Consider the following 18282-nt stretch of genomic DNA (forward strand, 5'->3'; position numbering starts at 1 on the left):
TGTGTTCAATTTATCTTCGCAGCAAAGTGTAAACTCAACTTGCCTGTTACTTTATTATTTTGTGTGGGATCACCAAAATATTTCCCTGTAAAACCAAGTGACATTTGGGAATCTGATGGCACTGATTCGGTCCATTGTGCACCAGCAAAAGTACTTGCTTGTCCAACTAACGGCTTGTCAGATGGCGTCGCACCGATTCGTTGCAAATATAAAAACATTGATTCGCTCGTCGCTTCTTGTTCCGATGAATCTAAAAAGACAATATTCGAAGTACTTGCTAACTCCACATCGTTTTTGGTATGGAAGGAAACTGTCAATTCTGTCGTTGTCGAATGATTGATCACCTGATAATCATCACTAGTCACTTGATCGTCTAAGACGTCAAAAGCCATTCGGACTGGTAACGTTACATGGATCGCTGGATCACTTTCCACCACAAAAGGAACGGTATATTCCCATGTGGCTTTTTCACCATTAACCAATGACTCGCTGACAACGATCTTGCCAGTCGTCGTTCCTTCTTTGGACGTATCGGGATATTGAGTGAAACCTTCAATTTTCAAGGTAGGATATTGACTGATATCTAAATATCGTCCAATTTGACGATCCATATCTTCACGAGACATTCCTAACACTGTTTTTTGTTCACTTGGATTTAAACGATCGATGTTTATTCGTTCAAATCCATTCGCAGTGATTTGATAACGGCTTCGATTATCCGATATCCTTGGTTGCACCACATTATCTTTGATATTGTCCAGTCTGCCATTGGCTTCCGCATGGAAAATTTCTACGATATCGCCTTTCGCCACTGATAGTCTTCGATTTGTTCCGAAACCATTCAAGGTATCCAACCTTTGATTACCATTAACAGAAAAATCGAAATCTGGCGTTTGTGCATTCATTGGACCATTAGAAACAGTTACTTGGTTATAGTGCCTGATTTGATAGTACATATCATTTCCAAAATAGGAATGAACCGAAGTTCCAGCTAATGCACTATTATAGGTCGCAACAATTTGCGTTTGATCACTGTTCAAGCTTAAAGTTGCTGCTCGTAGGTCTGTTCCTTGAAAACTAATTCCTCTTACATTTAACGAATGACCAAACTGATAAGTGACTGGTACATCGATCGTAGCCAATACTGTGCCATTTTTTGAAACCTCTACACGTGCAGATTGACCATTCAGTGAATCTGGGAAACTTACAAAACGCGCGTCATAATCATCTGTTTCAGTTTGATCTTTGAAGACTTTGACAAAGTCTTTTGCCTGATAATCCGTTTCTCCATATCCATAGTTCAAGACTTGGCTATTCGGCTGGATATCTGTGTAATTTCCGATACCAGTAAAGCCAATGATGCCTTGTTCATTGATGACCCCGATTGAAAAACGCTCGGCATTATTCCGATTGATCTGGAATGTACCTGTTGTGACCTCTCCTGCCAAGTCCGCTTGATATGGATTGAATAAGCGAACAGGGTGTCCTGTAAGATCTAAAGTTACTGTTACTTGGTTTGTTGAAACAGCTGTATCTACTTCTGGTTGGATCGAGTTGAAGAACTCGGAAGTTTGTGCCCCATTCGTCTGCCACTTCAAGTATGGGTATGTTCGATTGGCACTGCTCCCCAAAGCAAAACCTGTGAACCACTTTTCACCAAACCCAAGCTCCGTTATGGTTGCATCGATCAATCCTGTAGTGCTACGCGCTTCACCCACACCACTTGTCGTCGTTTTTCTTGTAGTGCTTGCATCAAAATAAACATTGTTTGCTGTAATTCCTGTGGTAGTATTCGAAATCGGTTCTCCAGCAGTAAATCCTGCGACGAATAAATTCGTGAGCTGTGCGGTTGCAGTTGCACTTATCGCTCCGATCACTCCTTGTCCATTTGATGAACCAACACCATAATTATCGGTCATCACTAACTGACCACTGTCTTCAATCCTACCAATAAATCCACCAGAACCATTAGCAACATTTCCAAGAATATAGCCACTGTGATAACTCTCATTAATCGTCACATTTCCTGCTAAACGACCAATAAATCCACCAGCATAACTATTTCCGCTTCGAAGATCACTCGAATTGATACTTCGTTCAATGTGTACTTGACCATTTCCTGTAACATAGCCAATCAACCCTCCACGATAGCTAGATATTGAAGAATTGACCGTTGAGCGAGTCTCGCTATGCGTATCAATGATCGTTACTGTACCAGATACTTCACCGATCAATCCTCCTAGATTCAAGGAGTAATTATTACCACCAGTAAAATTCACTTTTGAACTAGAATGACTCATGGTAAGCACTCCTGTCGTGCGACCAACGAGACCACCTAGTAAACCGTTTGAAGTATTCGAGTGAAGATTACTTGAGACTTGACCATTCGTAATCGTTAGTTGTCCACTGTTGTTTCCAACGAAAGCCCCGCTCCCATTCGACTGGTTTGAAAGAATACTACTGCTACTGTCCATTCTGATATTCTCAAGTTCAACAATACTTCCTGCGCTGATTACGGCAATCACTCCTGCAGTATAGTTGGTAAATGACTGACCTCTAGTATTCGTCACTCGTAAATTTTCAAATGTTAGATTCTCGATTCGTAAAGGATCGTTTCCGACTGAGCGAATAAATGCTAAGTCTATTTCTCCACTAGTCAACGTCAAATTCTTGATGACTGCATGATTACCGATCAATTTCGCTCCATATACTTGTCTACCAGAAAAAGTACCTGCATTTGCCATATCGATTGCTATTCCATCTTCTGGTTCAATCGAATAGTTTTCATCATCTTTATCAAAAGGCGCTTGACTATTCAGAAAGCGACTTAGATCTTCTGCCGTTCGTATGACCGTTTGTACATAATTTGCCGTCACTGTTGCATCTTCTGTCCCCATCGTGAAAGTAGCCGTTCGATTTTCCTGATCAAATCTTGTCACCGTACTCCCTGTGCCAGTCACGCTAAATCCAACAAAGCGATACCCTGCATTTGCTTCAGCCGCCTGAATCGTTGTGGTTTCCCCTTCGATAAAATTCGTTCGGTCAGCGTTTGGATCAGCTGCACTTCCTGCCAAGGGATCACGGACCAGTGTCAAACTCATTCGCCGTGCGGTAAATCCAACCACTCCTTGTTGATTGATGACACCAATCGATACTCTTGCAACAGATCCACGATTGAAAGTGAAGGTTCCTGCTGTCGCTTCACCAGCTAAGCCAGAGCTGTATGGATTAAATAGTTTTAAAGGCTCGTTTTGTAGATCTAACGTGACCGCCACTTGATTGCCCGTCACTTGACGATCGACCATTGGATCGATGCTATCAAAAAACATCGATGGTTGCGTATTTTGCGTCTGCCAACTGAGATACGGATAGGTTTTATTCGTTCGTTGAGCGACTGAAAAATCGGTCCGCCAACGATTCCCAAAACCTAACATAGCGGTTGTTGATTCGATCAACTCTAGCGTAGTTTTCGCTTCCCCTACACCTGTCGTTGTTGCTTTATTCGTGGTACTGGAATCATAATAAACATTGGTCGCAGTAATACCTGTCGTATCTGAGGTAATTGGCTGTACCCCTGTAAAACCTGCAACAAATAGTTGGCTGAGTGTCACTCGATCCGTTAATTGATTGATCCCGATCACACCATTGCCATTGGAGGAGCCAATGCTATAACTATCCACGACACTGAGTGCGCCATTGCCTTCGGTCATACCTATGAACCCAGCAGTTCCTAGACTTGTACTTCCTTGGACATGTCCATTGTGATAGCTTTCCTCGATTTTAGCAGTTCCTGACATCCTTCCGATAAATCCGCCCACATTACTGTTATTTCCTCGCATATCACCGGCATTGATACTTCGTTGGATCGTGACATCCCCTGAGAAGGTCACTCGACCAATCATTCCACCTCGATATGTTCCGCTCAATGAATTGATTGCTGTTTGGCTTTCACTTACAGAATCAGTGATTATTACCTCACTACTGGTTTCGCCCACTAGTCCACCGATATTTAATGTATATGAACCACCACCAGTAAAAGTAACTCGAGAAAGACTACTCTCAATGGTCAATGGACCGTCATTTTTACCAACAAGTCCACCCATTAGTCCATTAGCTGTGTTGGAGTGTAACGTTCCTGAAACCTCACTGTTTTTGACCACTACTGAACCCATATTATTCCCAATCAACCCTGCACTTCCATTCGGTTGATTCGCTAAGATTCGGCTACTCTCATCGATCGTGATATTTTCAAGCTCCACTGACTTACCGCTTGCTACTTGACCGATGATTCCAGCTGAATTAGATGATGATCGTGTATTATTCAGCGAGATACCAGCTAAGGTCAGATTCTCGATTCGTGAAAGATTACTGCCATTGATTGTTTGGATCAATCCAAGGGAGGCATTTTGAGATACTAATGAAAGATTTTTGATGATCGTGCCATTTCCGATCAGATGACCAGAAAATTGACTACGTCCTGAAAAATCACCTTCTCCTGACATGTCGATCGTTTGATTTGTTTCTGGTTCGATCGTGTAAGTCTGGTCGTTTGCATCATAAGGAGACTCACTTCGTAAAAACTTTCCGAGATCATCGGCATTACGGATAATCGTTGAGGCGTATTCTGCTGTGATGACCGTGTTTTCAGTTCCAATCGTTACTGTCGCTGTTCGTGCGTTCAAATCGATGTTGGAAACTGAACTCCCCGCACCAGTTACACTGAATCCAACAAAACGATACCCTTGGTTAGGTGCAGCTGCTTTGATCTGTGTCGTTTCGCCTTCAAGAAAATCATTTTTTTCAATCTCCGGATCATGATCGCTACCAGCGATTGGATTACGAGCGCTCGTCGCCGTCATTCGCCGTGCGGTAAATCCAACGACGCCTTGCTGATTGATGACACCAATCGACACTCTTGCAATAGATCCACGATTGAAAGTGAAGGTTCCTGTTGTCGCTTCACCAGCTAAGCCAGAACTATATGGATTGAATAGTTTCAATGGCTCATTTTGTAGATCTAATGTTACCGACACTTGATTACCCGTTACTTGACGATCGACCATTGGATCGATGCTGTCAAAAAACATTACCGGTTGCGCGCCTTGGGTCTGCCAACTCAGGTAAGGGTAGGTTTTATTCGTTCGTTGAGCGACTGAAAAATCGGTCCGCCAACGATTCCCAAAACCTAACATAGCGGTTGTTGATTCGATCAACTCTAGCGTAGTTTTCGCTTCCCCTACACCTGTCGTTGTTGCTTTATTCGTGGTACTGGAATCATAATAAACATTGGTCGCAGTGATACCTGTCGTATCTGAGGTAATTGGTTGCCCTCCCGTGAAACCAGCGATAAAGAGTTGATTCAACGTAACATTACTTGCTAGTTGATTGACTCCGATCACTCCATTACCGTTGGAAGAACCAATACTATAACTATCCATGATGCCAAGGGCTCCACCGCCTTCAGTCAAGCCGATGAATGCTGCGGTTCCTAGACTTGTACTTCCTTGGACATGCCCATTATGGTAACTTTCTTCGATTCGAGCAGTTCCTGACATTCTTCCGATAAATCCACCGACAATACTGTTATTTCCCCGCATATCACTAGCATTGATGCTTCGTTGGATCATCACATTCCCTGAGAATGTGACTCGACCAATCATACCACCACGATATGTCCCACTCGCTGAATTGATTGCGGTGTGACTTTCACTTCTAGAATCAGTGATTGTGACCTCACTACTGGTTTCACCAACTAACCCTCCTATATTTAAGGTGTAAGAGCCTCCTCCAGTAAAAGTAACACGAGAGACACTATTTTCAATCGTTAGTTGTCCTTGGTTTTGCCCAACTAATCCGCCCATCAATCCATTAGCAGTGTTGGAATGTAAGGTTCCTGAAACCTCACTGTTTTTGATCGTTACTGAACCTTGGTTGTTTCCAATCAACCCTGCATTTCCAGCGGGTTGATTGGCAGCAATTTGGCTACTTTCATCGATCGTAATATTTTCAAGCTCGACTGTTTTCCCGCTTGCTACTTGACCGATGATTCCAGCTGAATTAGACGATGATCGTGTATTATTCAGCGAAATGCCAGCTAAGGTCAGATTCTCGATTCGTGAAAGATTACTGCCATTGATTGTTTGGATCAATCCAAGGGAGGCATTTTGAGATACTAATGAAAGATTTCTAATAATCGTACCATTCCCGATCAAGTTACCAGAAAATTGACTACGACCTGAAAAGTTCCCTTGTCCAGACATATCGATTGTCTGATTGGTTTCTGGTTCGATCGTGTATGTTTGTTCATTTGAATCATAAGGAAACTCGCTACGTAAAAACTTTCCGAGATCCTCTGCATTGCGAATGACTGTCGAGGCATACTCCGCTGTGACTGTCGCATTTTCAGTCCCCATTGTGAAGGTTGCGGTGCGATTTGCTAAATTAACATTCGTAATCGTCCCGTTTCCTGTCACATTAAAGCCAACCAAACGATAGCCAGGAGACGGTGCTCCTGCTGTGACCGTCGTTGTTGCACCAACCACCAGACTAGTCGTCGGCGCAGTCGGATTACTTGCACTTCCAGCCTGTGGCGAACGTGCCAAAGTTAAGGTTCGATTACTCAGTTCGTAACGTGCAGTAACTGTCGCATTTTGAGAACCCATGGTAAACGTGCCTGTTCGATTAGATGTATTTACATTCGTGATTGAACTTCCCGTACCACTCACATCAAATCCTGCAAACTGATAACCAGTCGCTGGGGCTGCAGCGGTGACCGTCGTTGTTGCACCTTGTGCCAGTGTGGTCACAGGCGCCGATGGATTTGCACTCGCTCCTTGCGATGGATTTCTAGCAAATGCCAAAGTATGAGCGGGTAATTCTGTAAAACTGCCACGGATCGCTTGGTTTACCGTTGCTACAAAGTTCGGATAATATGAATGATTCCATATAGTTGCAAAATAAAAATAGGTATTGAATATCCAATCCAAATCTACCGTAAATGAATTTGCTCTTTGACTAGTAAAAGAAGCATCACGGATACGCTCAACTCGTATAGTAAATTCTTGAAAATCCGCTAAAGTCCCTTCATTCAGATTGGATGGCGATAAAACTGGACCTTTTATTTGGTAAGGTGTTGTTTCTTGAATAGTAAAGTGAAAATCTCCTTGTCCATGTTGAATCGTATTCACTCCAAATTGATACTGATTTCTTGTTGGCATTCCATAAAAATCGACTCCTGCATACAACAAACTATTTCCGTCGCGATATAAAAACTGCCTAGGCAACATAATTCGCCCTACAATACTATTTCCTGTTCGGTTACCTAACTGATTACTCCCCGACCATACAATGGACGCTCGGCTGTCATTTAAAAAATAATTCCTAAAAGTTGTTGGAAACTGTGTACGGTTTCCACTGGCATTTCCTTGTAAAAATCTAGAGATCCAAAAATTATCTAGCGTATTCAATAGCTGCGCATTTCTTGGTTCCCTATCTAATAAAGGTCCATCTTCCACCACTTCTTCTGGCGTCGCTTCTACCGGTTCGCTCTCGTCCTCAGTCGCCTCCTCACTTTCTACCAATGTTTCTTCTATTGTTTCCTGTGTTTCACCAATATCTTCTACCTGTTCTTCTACACTTGACTCGTTGATCGTCTCAGCAATAACGCTGATACTATTTCCTAATGACGAAAAAAGCAGCAAGATAATTACAATCATATGTAAAATTTGTTTCTTATAAAAATGAGTCATTTCCTCCTCCTACTCTACACGTATTACTTGACGTGACGTAATCTGCTGATTTTTTGGCAGAAAGTTATACTCAATGTATTGAATGTACTGACTTATGGTGCTTCGTTTTCTACTTAATATCTTCTATTGTACGATTGATACCCTACACAACTGTTCTTCGTAATAGAACATGCCTACTTTTTTTGATATCCGCTAGTTGTATGTTTGACTAATTAATTGTATGCACCCCTTTCTTATCCAGATGAAACTATGATATTAAATAACAATGTAATAAAACTATTATTTTTTCATCTTTTGATTATAATAACACTAATCTACTTTTTGTTTATTTTTATTTTTTTCTCAAACAAAAAAAATAAAGCACTACCTTATTTCTATAAGTTCCGTAATTCTAGCAATAGTCATTGGTTACAATACACGCACCCATAGCCAAAAACTTTTTTTTTATTATTTAGAAAAAAATATCACACTATGCACCTAGGAAATTTCTGCATAATTTTTATTGGAAAAACAAAATCTCCTCACTTTTAAAAAATAACAAAATTATTTAAAAAACAATTATTCGATAAAAAACACTGTAATTCCAACTATTCCTCCTTGATTTAAAACACATTATTTTTAAATTATCATGAATTTTCCATTTAAAACGTTTGTTTTTTTTGTATACTTATACTATGCACATCTTCCCCTTAACCTATCTAACTATGTGTTTTAACATTAAAGAGAGACTCTATTTCTTACATATCTATAGAAAAATAAAGATTGGAAGCCAGAATAATGGAAAATTTACCCATCACCTTACAACTTGATAATCAGTTTAAACGACAATATCAAATTTTAAATTTAGTACATAAAAATAAAACCAACCAGTTAACAATCAATGATCTTGCTCTTGACTTAGAGAAGTCAAAGCCTACACTCAAAAAAGACATTGAAGAAATCAATCAAGCGTTGAATGAGCAGTGTGTTTCACTAAAGATTGATCATAAAGGACTATTATCATTCCAATACAAAAAAGTAATGACGATCGATTCGATGATCACCTTATTAGCAAAAAGGACCATCACTTACCAAATCATGGATCTATTACTTCATAATGTGACCTACTCAACCGATGAATTAGCCGATGCCTTGATGGTCTCTAGAAGTACAATTTTTAAAACGATTCGTCATATGAATAATATCTTGAAGGAGTTCAGCGTGACAATCACTACTGGACCATTGACTTTGTCAGGTAGAGAGGAAGATATTCGTTTTTGCTTTTTTGCCTTTTACTCAAGTTTTGGCGATAGTACGATCATTGATTCAGATAGTGAGATCGATGCACAGTATTTAGTTGACGAAGGTCATAAAAGAGATCACGCCTTTTTACATTTTAGCCATTTCCGTGCCGCTTTATGGCTGTCGATTGCAAAAGCGCGGTGGAAGTGTAAAAAACTTTGCAACTTGAATCGAAGTATCAAAGTGTTGATCAAAAGTAGTAAAGGCTTCTCTTCACTTGAGCCATTATTACAGGATTACTATCTTTCACGCTCAAATGAAACACTCTCATTAAATGAAACGATGTGGTTATATTTAGTCTCACTTCATTGTATTTCCTACACACGTCAAAGTAATTTAGATGATGGACGCTCCTATGCATTTTATCGAGAAGAAAACCCTACTGTCATCGAAGCGATCCAACGTTTTCTAGCGACTGTTTTCCCAGAACACATGATCAAAAACGGGACACTAGAAAAAATGGAAGCCTACTTAGTCAATGCGCGTTTACTTTCTAAAATGAGCCATACTTACGAATTACATTCACCAACTATGGTTACTCAAATGAAAGCACGTTATTCTGAGATCTACCAAGTATGGCTTGAAAAATTGACGCTTCTAAAAAATAATCCATTGTTTGGTTTTGTTCATATCGATTATCTCGCAGCTGCGTTGACAACGTTTCATGCTTCGCTTTTGATGAGACAGTCGTATCGTCCTTTACGTATTTTGTTTACGATCCAAGGACCGCCATCTTTAGATGATTATATCCTGAATGAAATTGAGACACTCTTTATGCAACGTTCAACGATCGAATTTCAAATTGAACATGCTGTCACAAAAGAATCGATCGAAACCTACCAAGCTGATCTAGTAGTTTGTAATTATGATCTTCATTTGATCGATGAACAGACTTGCCAAATTCATCGCATCTCCAATGTTCCGACGATTGCGGACTGGCGTCTTTTAATGGAGACGATCACTTATTTGTCTTTGCCTGCTTATTTAGAAAATAAATAGAACAAAAACGCTACTTGTCCTTTATTCGCGAAATAAAAAAAGAGTAACCTGCTTTTGATCACAGGTTACTCTTTTTGTTCGGTCATCTATCTGATACACTATCAAAATTTAAAAATATTTTCTTTTTTTTCTTTTCTGCCTCCTCTAAAGCCTGACGATAGTCAGAGATTGGATATACAGGAGCTGTGGTTAGTAGATTCAATTGTCCCTCCTCAACCAAACGGAATAATTGTTGAAATACTTTCTGCCATTCTTCATTTGAAACCGAGTCAGCCCAGTGCCTTAGATGATAGACTTTGGCTTGGATCGGCAACGTATGGAGAAATGACCAATCAACTTGTTGACCAGATAACAACCCGATCGCAATGAACTTCCCATAAGGTTGGACCGCTCGTGCAAGGATCTCACCACTTTTCCCTCCAACTTGATCAACGGCTGCGCGGACCCCTTTGGCATTTGTATGTGCCAAAATTTGAGTCAACGTTGTTTCTTCATCCCAAACAACGACCAAATCTGCTCCTAGTTCGGTTAACTCTTCTTTATATTTTTCGTGTCGAACAATTACAATAACTTTAAATGATAAAATTTTACTTAATTGGATAAAAATTCTGCTAATGGAAGAATTTCCTGCATTAAGCAAAACATGATCTCCTTTATTCAGGTCCAATTCTTTTGTACAGATCAACCAAGCAGTTACAGGATTGATGTACATTTGAGCAGCTGTCAATCGATCGATCGAAGACGGGACAAAAATGAGGTCTTTCTTTGATACTAAGTGATAGGTTTGCCAAGTTCCTGCTACTCGTAGTGGTAAGACGTATTGTCCTATCATTTTCTCATCCTGAGGATCAGTGACTTGGATTACTTCCCCGACACCTTCATATCCAGCGATTTGTGGCAAGCTAATACGGTGCGCATAAGCTCCATGGATTGGTATCAAATCAGAAGGATTGATTGGCGCCATCAGCATTTTGACCAAGACTTCTCCTTGTCTTAAAGTGAGTGGCTGCTCTTCTAGTTGCACAACCTCTTGCGGTAAACCAAACTCTCGGTAAATCAGACAGTGATTTTTCATTTTTTTCTCCTTTGGTGATCGTTGGGTTCTTTTAACCAGTGTATCATTTCCCTGAAATAAAAAGAAGACTGTGTGCCATCTTAGAAACGAATAAACGGTGGGAACAGAAGTACTATCTTCGACAAAAAGACGACGGCCACAAAAATTTAAAGAAGCAATTTTTATGGCTGTCGCTTTATTTTTTGAGACTAAAAATTTCTATTCCCACCTCTTGTGCTATGATCAATGAACTAAGTAGCCTTGGGATAATAGCACATTACAGATCACTTCCTAGCAACTACGTATCAGTTGACGGCTACGACTGTTACTTTGACTGTTTTTTCCCCAAACCCATACTGATTCGCCATCAGTACCACTTCGTATTCGCCAGGAATAGGCAACACGTTGTTCTCTTTGATGACTGCACCTTTCACGACTTTGCCATCACTATAGACGGTTCGTGCATTTGTTGCTTTGATGATAGAGGCATCATCTATTTCATCCACCGTAATAACGGCATCTTCTGCCATAAACACATAGCCTTCTGTCAAATTTTCAGAACGAACGATCACTTTGACTGTTTTCTCAATATCCCCTTTATCAATACCAATCGTTACTTCATAGTAGCCAACTTCATCTTTGACTGTCGATGCTTTGATCACTGGTAACGCTTCTACTGGTTGACCAGATAAATCCGTTACAGTGGCCCCGACCGCCACTAAAATTGATTGGTCATCGGTCTGACCGACAGTTACAGCAGCATCCGCTGCGCTTAAAATATACTCTTGTTGTGGTAGTTGTTCCCCAACTACTTTGATTTTCACTGTTTTTTCTACACGGTCATCTTGTTCGATACCGATTGTCGCTTCATACTCTCCTGGAGTATCTTTCACTGTACTAGCCTTGATAATCGGTGTACCTTGTTTTCCTAGCGTTTGGTTGAACACATACGCGTTCGTTGCTATAAGAAGGGAATAATCATCGGTCTGACCGACCATCACTTCTGCATCGTCTGCTAACAATATATAATCAAAAGTAGGATTTTCAGAATCATTTTCTTCAATCGTTACAGTGACTGTTTTTTCAACCGAAGGGTTTTGCTTAATCCCTAGAGTGACTTGGTAAACACCAACTTCCGCTTTGATTGTTGAATCTTTAACGATAACAGTGATCGCTCTTCCCTGACTATCATAGGCATAGGCGTTCGTTGCTTCGATGATTGAACGATCATCTGTACGTTCGATCGTAGTAAACCCATCATTGGCGTAAAGTTCATAGGACAATTCAGGTTCAGTTGTATCCTCACCAATGACTGTCACTTGGATTTTCTGCTCGATTGAAAGGTCTTTATCAACTGTAATCGTTGCTTCATAGATACCTGCTTTGTTTTCAACGGTTGACGATTTGATCATTGGATAGGCTTCATAGGATAAACCACCATCTTTGTCAACGACTTCTGCACCACTTGCCCAGAGGATCGCTTCCTCATCCGTTTGGTCAACTTCCAAAGTGACATTTGTTTCCCACACATTCAAGCGATACTTTGGTTGGTTCTCTAGCTGTTGAACAGTCACCTTCACCTTTTTTTCAACAGCAGCATCTTGTTCAATCCCAAATATGACCTCGTAGGTTCCAGGAGCATCTTGCACCGTTGATTCTTTGATGATTACTCTTGCCACTTTTCCTGTTGTTACATCAAAAGCATAAGCTCCGCTTGCATCTATCAACGATTGTTCATCTGTATGACCAACATAAACTGTTGCATCCTCAGCGAGAAATTGATATTCGTGAACACCTGTCACTCCATCATTTTCTTGCATCACAGTGACAGTGATCATTTTTTCAAGACTTAGATCTTTATCTACAGCAATCAGTGCCTTGTAAGTTCCTGGGATGTCTTGCACAGTCGATGACTTGATCACGGCTTTTGCATCCACTGCTTCACCACGCTGATTCGTGATCTCGACATTAGCAGCTGCGATGATTGAAGCATCATCCGTTTGTCCTACCATGACTGTAGCATCTTGCGCACTGAATGTGTAACTTTCTTTATCTGTGATAGTAACTTTGATCGTACGCTCCACCCGAGGATCTTCTTTGATCCCTAATGTCATTTCATACTCACCTAATTGATTTTCAACGGTTGAGCTTTTTACGATCACATCAAATAACTCGCCCTTTTCATTACGTGCATAGGCACCAGCAACTTTTAGAATGTAATCAGTATCAGTTTGTCCTACTAGTACGGTCACGTCTTCTGCTAAAATCGTATATTTTGTTTCTTGCTTATCATTTAAAACTGTAACATTTACTGTCTTTTCCACACTGGCATCTTCTTTTAAGCCAATGGTCATCTGATATTCCCCTGGCTTTTCTTCAACAGTTGTTCCTTTGATATAAGGTGTGAAGCCCCTTAGCGGCTCCCCTTCTTCATCAACGACTTTCACATCTGCAGCCACTAAGAGTGAGGCAGAGTCAATTCTTTCGGGCAAGACAGTGGCATCATAAGCGACTAACTCATACTTTTGTTCTAAACTATTGATTTGTTCTTGGACGGAGGTGATTGATCCTAGTAAAGACTGATTTAGTTGACTCGTCTGTATAGAATCATTCTCCTTGCTCTTTTCTACTGATTGATTTGCAGCTGACACATGGGAAACTGGCACCATCATTGTTGACACAGTGAGACCGAGCAACATCAATTGACACATTGTTTTCCTTTTTTTCATAATGTAGATCATCCTCCTAAGAAAATTTAGCTCACCAATTATCTATGAATAGATTCTTCACCCATTCATAGCCCCCTTTTATTGGCGGTTTTTTGTAAAGAAATAACAATCCACATCCTTTACACCAAGAATAATAACACCATTTATCATCATTATCGTGCTTATTATTTCCTATTATAGAAATAAATTAACACCAATAAATTAGAATTATTCGCCATTGATTATTGCTATAAAAGAACACTGAATTATTAGAATTCTCCCAGTATCATATTTTTTTAAAGAAATAAAAAAAAGAATATTAAAATGTTCCAACTATGATTCTATGGATTCTCCATTACTGATCAACCATTTGATGATATACTTGATTGATGAAACCCTTATCAAATAGTCACAATAAGCAATGGAAGGAGTGATGCTTTTATGGATACAGCTTATCGATTAAAAATGAAAATACAACAAAATGAGCCGATTGAAGATCCGATGCTCTATCTTGAGCAATCACTGATCGTCAAAAAATATGAGCAACAAGAGAATCTATCCACTCTAGGGAAAATTTTTGCTTTAATCGGTTTAGCAGAAATCCCTTATGCAAATCAATTACCAGTTACCCAGTCATTGATCCAATATGTAGAAGAAATGGTTGCGACACCAGACGGTTTTTCTTATACCGGAAAAGCAGAAGATATCGTTCCTTGTTACAACGCGATGTTACTGGAGACCTATGTTCGTCTCGGTTTAGGACAGACACTCCCTGCCCAGCGAGCACTCACGTGGATCAAAAACTATCAGCTCTTTGAACGTAATCAAACAACCTCGTGGACAGGACGTGGTATTTGCCAACATGGTGGTTGCTTAAGAAAAACTCCTTGTTACATTGGCATCGGAAAAAGTGTTCGTGCATTGATCACTTATCAAAAAATGGTGGATCAATCTGATCCACAAGTAAAACAAATGATTACTGATGGTGTGATATATATGGAAAAACATCAATGGTTCAAACGTTTGTCGAATGGACAGCCCATTTCTGCACATATTACAGAAAATATGTTTCCACAAGGCTATGTTTTATCCCTGACCGATCTTATCTACGTTGCTTCTCATACTAATGACCTTGATCAAGAGGCTTTACAACCTTTGATTGACTTATTACAAATGAAGCAGACTAAAACAAAAGGTTGGAAAAATGAATATATCTATCGCTATAATGGGTACCAACCATTCAGTATGCGCCGTCATGACTGTCTTTGGATCACTGAAATGGTTTTACAGTTTATTCATACAAATTCGTTAAAATCATTTTAAAAAAATGGTCGATATATAACAAAGGAACCTAATTTTATTTTTATAGATGTTATTAAAAAAACAAAGGTTTAACATGATCAACTAATCACAAACTAATATAAATCATGGTTTCCTATATAATAACTCCTTATTCTTATTTTGAAATCAAAAAAAATATTTTGTTATGATACTATTAATAGTTTTAAAAATAACACAGAAATGGTATTATTTATTTACGAAGATAATAGAGGAGTGAATGATGTTGGTTCAGTTAAGCAAGTTTTTATTTTGGTTTCCTTTATGTATTGCCGTGCTAGCATTTTTTTATTTCTTTAAATTAACTAAGCGCACTTTCTTGGTGTTCCTAGCTGCATGTCCAGTGATTTATTTTATCACTAAAATCATGGCGTACTACTTTTACGATTCTCTGAGGGTGTTTGTATATTACGAAATCGGCCTTCTAATATCTGTGATTTTTTTCATCAGTGTGCTTTATTATTTCTATAAAAAACGCTAACTGACAGAAAGAGATTGTGATCCCTATGCTAAGACTCGTGTTAACATAAGGATCACAACCCCTTTTGGTTACTCTTCTTTTTTCTTCTTACGTATGAATAGAAAATAAATGATCAATAGAATGATAACCCCAAGTAAGACACCCACAACTACATAGACCCACGTTGGGATCGACTGTTGATTTACTTCAGAGATTGCTACCTTATTCACTTCTTTCGCATCACTCTCACTGATGGTAAATTTGCGATCGAATACCCACTCGTTGTCTTTTGCATCTGAGATTGTCAAATGCAAGGAATAATCTCCCGCTTCCAGTCGCTCATTGTCCCAATCGATCGCAAATCGATACGTCGACAAGGGCGCCATTTGCATCTCTTTATCATAGGATACATCTTTTATGACTTCCCCTGTGGCATCTTTCACCTCAGCTACATATTTCAAATGACCGATCGCATCCATCGTTGGATTCTTCAAGGTTGCTACCACACTTGTTTTCCCAAATGAAATGGCTGGTTCGACGCCTGCCAATTCCACCTTTCTTTGCACTTCATTCGTGTTATTCGTTAATTTCAATCCTAAGACATAGCCATAATTATTAACGATTTGTCCCTCTTGTTCCGCTTGACCTACTTTCATGACATGGATGGCTGCCAAGATTTGTCCATCAAATTCTTTTTCTGGCATTGTAAGGTCAACGCTAACTTCTTGCGACTTTCCACCAGCTAAAGTGATGCTTTCTGGAACTTTCGCAATGTTGTCGATTTGAAATTCGTCCGGTATATCTGGTTCATCTATTGGTTGCGTATAATCAATAAACCCTTGATCATTCGTATAGGCTTGGTTGACTGCAACCTGATAAGTTGACTCTCCATTCGATGTATTTTCTATCAGGAACTTGATCGTTTGTTTTTGACCAGGTTCTAGTTGTAAATCAAAATAAGTTAATTTTTTATTGGCTTGATTTTCTGGAATAATTGCTTTGATATGAAAGCCCACTTCACTCTCAGTCTCTGCCTCGGTGACTAAGGGGAAGCAAAAAGTAAACATGAAACAAATGGCTAAAATTATTTTCCGCATCACTACACCTCATTTATCGATTCATTTGGTTTTTCCTATAGATCTGATCATGAACAAAAACCTATAGAAAGAATTGAAGCAATCGCTGAATGCGATTGCTCCAATCTTCTCAATTCGGGCACAGCCATTAAGAAGCATTTGCCGTATTGTACAATTGATAATTGATCGTACCGTTCAAGACATTATTTACTTGTAAGACATTGCTCGGATCAGTAAAACCAATCGCGATCGATGTTACCGGAGTGGTGATTTGACCGGTATTATTTCCGGCATCTGGTGTAGTAGCTGATTGAGCGACAATTCCAGTTGCACCTGTACCAACTAATTGTGCGCCATTGATTTGGAATGAATTCACAGTAAATGTGGCTGGCGCAGCTGCTCGCGTCAATTGATTATTCGCAACAGTTGCTCTCACTGACCAAGCTTGAGCGATGCTATCATTTGAAACAACGATATTTCCTGGTGTACCGATTGTTCCAGTGCTAAGTGAATACGTACCATTTTCGATTTCTGTTTCAAACGCATAAGTCGCTGGAACGGCATCGAGTCTTAAATCTCCTGAAGTAGCATCGGTAATCGTCACAGTCGTCGGTGTACTTCCAGTTTGTCCTGGTACCTCTGCTGCGAATGCTGCTACCCCACCTATATTTACTAAAATCAACCCTGCGAATACTGCACTCAATGTTTTTGTTTTGTGATTCATTTTTATTCCTCCTTGATTTTCAATTAATCTACATCGGCAACCACATTTACGAGGTTGACCGTCTGTATCGCTTTATAGGTACCACTTGGACTATTAGCAGGAACACTCAACTTAATACTTTCTTTCGGGAAGATCAATCGAAAGTTTTGTTTTGTTCCTTGACTGACTTTGACGAGTTCTTGCGTTTCGCCATAACTGATATTTTCTATATCATTGACTTGATAGACGGTTGTTTGTTCTGTCGTCAACTGTCCATCTTTCATAGAAAGTTTTGCTGCATATTCCTGCTGATTTTTAAAAGCAGATAAGGAATAATCGAGTTTCCACCCGTTCGTTCCAGAACGATTGTCAACCACTTCGATCACAAGATCTTGCTTTGCTGGTACTTCAATGTCCGTCTCAGGGACTGGGTAGCGATCAAAAGTCGGTGGTATCACTTTCTTTAAATAAATAGCAGGTTCGATGATTTGGACATTCACTGCTGATTTTTTCTCTTCATCCACAGAAGATGCTCGGATCTTAGAAGGGAAAGCAAACATCATTAGCAAGATAAATAGTAGCAACCATTTGATTTTAGGCTTCATCGCTTCTGCCTCCTTAATCGATACATCAGTCCGACAAATCCAATCAACAATGTACCGAGAAATGCAGACGTTCCATACAACAAACTACCCGTTTGCGGAAGCATCCCCTCCGCTTGCGGTTTGGTCGTTCCACTTTCACCCTTATCTATGGGACTAACTTCATCTTTTTCATATAATTCAAACTGGATTTCTTGCTGATCGGAAGCAATCACTTCGTCGGCAAACGTAGGAGCGACTCGCACAAAGCCAGTGAACAAAACAACACTAAGCAGGAACAAAAGATTCATAGTTATTCGCTTCATCTCATCGC

The 18282-nt window shown here is 39.8% G+C and carries 9 protein-coding genes; 2 read left to right on the forward strand and 7 right to left on the reverse strand.

Features of this window, described 5'->3' with window-relative positions; genetic code table 11:
* Nucleotides 1–5: 5 nt before the first annotated feature.
* Nucleotides 6–7748, reverse strand: coding sequence for an InlB B-repeat-containing protein (locus IGJ19_RS09100; RefSeq protein WP_430603761.1), 7743 nt, complete (start codon nucleotides 7746–7748; stop codon nucleotides 6–8).
* 777 nt (nucleotides 7749–8525) lie between these two features.
* Here IGJ19_RS09100 and IGJ19_RS09105 point away from each other — a divergent pair.
* Nucleotides 8526–10028, forward strand: a complete 1503-nt coding sequence (locus IGJ19_RS09105) for a helix-turn-helix domain-containing protein (RefSeq protein ID WP_195513538.1) — start codon at nucleotides 8526–8528, stop codon at nucleotides 10026–10028.
* Nucleotides 10029–10110: 82 nt separating this feature from the next.
* Here the strand turns inward: IGJ19_RS09105 and IGJ19_RS09110 are convergent, their stop codons facing one another.
* On the reverse strand, nucleotides 10111–11103 hold the full coding sequence (locus IGJ19_RS09110; protein WP_272018401.1) for a zinc-dependent alcohol dehydrogenase family protein: 993 nt from the start codon (nucleotides 11101–11103) through the stop codon (nucleotides 10111–10113).
* Between the two features lie 284 nt (nucleotides 11104–11387).
* A complete protein-coding gene (locus IGJ19_RS09115; protein ID WP_430603764.1) occupies nucleotides 11388–13811 on the reverse strand; it encodes a hypothetical protein in 2424 nt (807 codons plus the stop codon).
* 420 nt (nucleotides 13812–14231) lie between these two features.
* Between IGJ19_RS09115 and IGJ19_RS09120 the strand changes: the two genes are divergently transcribed.
* The gene (locus IGJ19_RS09120) at nucleotides 14232–15113 is read left to right on the forward strand and encodes a hypothetical protein (protein WP_430603765.1); all 882 of its coding nucleotides are present in this window, start codon (nucleotides 14232–14234) and stop codon (nucleotides 15111–15113) included.
* A 564-nt stretch (nucleotides 15114–15677) separates the two neighbouring features.
* On the opposite strand, the gene IGJ19_RS09125 is transcribed toward IGJ19_RS09120, so the two are convergent.
* From IGJ19_RS09125 to IGJ19_RS09140, 4 genes are all read right to left on the reverse strand, one after another.
* The gene (locus tag IGJ19_RS09125) at nucleotides 15678–16685 is read right to left on the reverse strand and encodes a DUF916 and DUF3324 domain-containing protein (protein ID WP_430603767.1); all 1008 of its coding nucleotides are present in this window, start codon (nucleotides 16683–16685) and stop codon (nucleotides 15678–15680) included.
* Between the two features lie 127 nt (nucleotides 16686–16812).
* Nucleotides 16813–17388, reverse strand: a complete 576-nt coding sequence (locus IGJ19_RS09130; protein WP_071866853.1) for a hypothetical protein — start codon at nucleotides 17386–17388, stop codon at nucleotides 16813–16815.
* Nucleotides 17389–17411: 23 nt separating this feature from the next.
* A complete protein-coding gene (locus tag IGJ19_RS09135; protein ID WP_086334920.1) occupies nucleotides 17412–17972 on the reverse strand; it encodes a WxL domain-containing protein in 561 nt (186 codons plus the stop codon).
* The gene (locus IGJ19_RS09140; protein ID WP_086334921.1) at nucleotides 17969–18274 is read right to left on the reverse strand and encodes an LPXTG cell wall anchor domain-containing protein; all 306 of its coding nucleotides are present in this window, start codon (nucleotides 18272–18274) and stop codon (nucleotides 17969–17971) included. Before IGJ19_RS09140 ends, IGJ19_RS09135 begins: the two co-directional genes overlap by 4 nt.
* Nucleotides 18275–18282 lie beyond the last annotated feature (8 nt).

The organism is Enterococcus sp. DIV1368b, assembly GCF_050529595.1.
GTDB lineage: Bacteria > Bacillota > Bacilli > Lactobacillales > Enterococcaceae > Enterococcus_B > Enterococcus_B mundtii.

Excerpts from the sequence above, each read along its gene's own strand:
- IGJ19_RS09100 (WP_430603761.1), bottom strand. The coding sequence starts at position 7,748 with ATGACTCATTTTTATAAGAAACAAATTTTACATATGATTGTAATTATC.
- IGJ19_RS09105 (WP_195513538.1), top strand. The coding sequence starts at position 8,526 with ATGGAAAATTTACCCATCACCTTACAACTTGATAATCAGTTTAAACGA.
- IGJ19_RS09110 (WP_272018401.1), bottom strand. The coding sequence starts at position 11,103 with ATGAAAAATCACTGTCTGATTTACCGAGAGTTTGGTTTACCGCAAGAG.
- IGJ19_RS09115 (WP_430603764.1), bottom strand. The coding sequence starts at position 13,811 with ATGAAAAAAAGGAAAACAATGTGTCAATTGATGTTGCTCGGTCTCACT.
- IGJ19_RS09120 (WP_430603765.1), top strand. The coding sequence starts at position 14,232 with ATGGATACAGCTTATCGATTAAAAATGAAAATACAACAAAATGAGCCG.
- IGJ19_RS09125 (WP_430603767.1), bottom strand. The coding sequence starts at position 16,685 with ATGCGGAAAATAATTTTAGCCATTTGTTTCATGTTTACTTTTTGCTTC.
- IGJ19_RS09130 (WP_071866853.1), bottom strand. The coding sequence starts at position 17,388 with ATGAATCACAAAACAAAAACATTGAGTGCAGTATTCGCAGGGTTGATT.
- IGJ19_RS09135 (WP_086334920.1), bottom strand. The coding sequence starts at position 17,972 with ATGAAGCCTAAAATCAAATGGTTGCTACTATTTATCTTGCTAATGATG.
- IGJ19_RS09140 (WP_086334921.1), bottom strand. The coding sequence starts at position 18,274 with ATGAAGCGAATAACTATGAATCTTTTGTTCCTGCTTAGTGTTGTTTTG.